This window comes from Caballeronia sp. M23-90 (assembly GCF_053574605.1).
Genome location: NZ_JBSIPA010000748.1, coordinates 1 through 1,785, shown reverse-complemented (window position 1 = coordinate 1,785; position 1,785 = coordinate 1). Strand labels below are relative to the sequence as shown.

Below are 1,785 nucleotides of genomic sequence, written 5' to 3'. Positions count from 1 at the left end.
TCGTCGCGGCCGCCACCGAGGAAGAGCGCGTCGCCGCGAAGATGGCGCTGGCGCAAGTGCCGCTGCGCACGTTTCTCAGCGAAACCGTGATCCCTTACGAAAGCGATGAGGTGACGCGGCTGATCATCGACGAACATTGCGCGCAGGCTTTCGCGGAGATATCGCATCTCACGGTGGGCGATTTCCGCAACTGGCTGCTCGCCGACTCCACCGATACCGCCGCGCTCGTGCGCATCGCGCCCGGGCTCACGCCGGAAATGGTCGCCGCCGTATCGAAACTCATGCGTAACCAGGACCTGATTCTCGCGGCCAAGAAACGCCCGGTGGTCACGCATTTTCGCAATACCATCGGGTTGCCCGGACGCATGTCCGTGCGCCTGCAGCCGAACCATCCCACCGACGACGTCAAGGGCATCGCCGCGTCCATGCTCGACGGGCTCATGTACGGCTGCGGGGATGCGGTGATCGGCATCAATCCGGCGTCGGATTCGCTCAATGCAATCACGACATTGCTCGTGATGATCGATGACTTCCGGCAACGCTACGAAGTCCCGACGCAATCCTGCGTCCTGACCCATGTGACGAACACGATCGCCGCGATCGAGAAAGGCGCGCCCGTGGATCTCGTGTTCCAGTCGATCGCGGGCACGGAAAAAGCCAACGCGAGTTTCGGCGTGTCGCTCGCGCTGCTGCAGGAAGCGTATGAGGCGGGGTTGTCGCTGAAGCGCGGTACGGTCGGCGACAACCTCATGTACTTCGAGACCGGCCAGGGCAGCGCGCTTTCCGCCCATGCCCATCACGGCGTCGATCAGCAAACCTGCGAAGTTCGCGCCTATGCGGTCGCCCGCAAGTTCAAGCCGTTGCTGGTGAATACGGTGGTGGGGTTCATCGGCCCGGAGTATCTCTACGATGGACGCCAGATCATTCGCGCCGGTCTCGAAGATCATTTCTGCGGCAAGCTGCTCGGCGTGCCGATGGGTTGCGACATCTGCTATACGAACCACGCCGAAGCCGATTCCGACGACATGGACACCTTGCTCACGCTGCTTGGCGTAGCCAACGTCAACTTCATCATGGGCGTACCGGGCGCTGACGACATCATGCTCAACTACCAAAGCACATCGTTTCATGACGCGTTATATGTGCGCAATGTGCTGGGGCTGCGCCGCGCCCCGGAGTTCGAGGCATGGCTTGAATCGATGCAGATCATCGATACACGCGGCGCCCTGCTCAGCCCGTCCGCACCGCAACCCTTGCTTGAATGGATCACGACGTAATGGCCGATACCGACGCAGATCCAAAGGACGCGCCTGCGCCATCCAACGCCAGTCCGTGGGACGCGCTGCGCCGTTTCACGAACGCGCGTATTGCGCTGGGCCGCGCCGGCAGCAGCCTGCCGACGGCGCCCTTGCTTGCGTTCAATTTATCGCACGCGCAGGCTCGTGACGCCGTGCATCAGCCGCTCGATGTGGACGCGCTGCATGCAGCACTGCGAGAAGCCGGTTTCGATACGCTCGATGCCGAGAGCGCAGCGCCCGATCGCGATCATTATTTGCGTCGCCCGGATCTGGGCCGCAAGCTCAACGATGAAAGTACGGCACGTCTTCGCGATCACGAAGGCAAGGGTTTCGATGTGGTGTTCGTCGTCGCCGACGGCTTGTCGGCCTACGCTGCAACGCGCCATGCCGTGCCGTACTTTCATCGTTGAGCTTGCGGCCCAGATCCGGGCGACGCAAATAATGATCGCGATCGGGCGCTGCGCTCTCGGCATCGAGCGTATCGAAA

General features: G+C 62.2%; 1 protein-coding gene and 2 pseudogenes. 2 read left to right on the top strand and 1 reads right to left on the bottom strand.

Annotated features, from left to right (window positions below; all coding sequences use genetic code 11):
* Positions 1 to 1,277, top strand: a 1,277-nt coding sequence (locus ACRXB1_RS35475) for an ethanolamine ammonia-lyase subunit EutB (protein ID WP_449494703.1), incomplete at its 5' end; no start/stop codon positions are given.
* Positions 1,277 to 1,693: pseudogene (locus tag ACRXB1_RS35470) on the top strand (ethanolamine ammonia-lyase light chain EutC); the annotation flags it as partial. The gene ACRXB1_RS35475 and the pseudogene ACRXB1_RS35470, both read left to right, overlap by 1 nt.
* Here ACRXB1_RS35470 and ACRXB1_RS35465 read toward each other — a convergent pair.
* Positions 1,689 to 1,785 (bottom strand): annotated as a pseudogene (locus tag ACRXB1_RS35465) (ethanolamine ammonia-lyase light chain EutC); the annotation flags it as partial. The pseudogenes ACRXB1_RS35470 and ACRXB1_RS35465 overlap by 5 nt on opposite strands.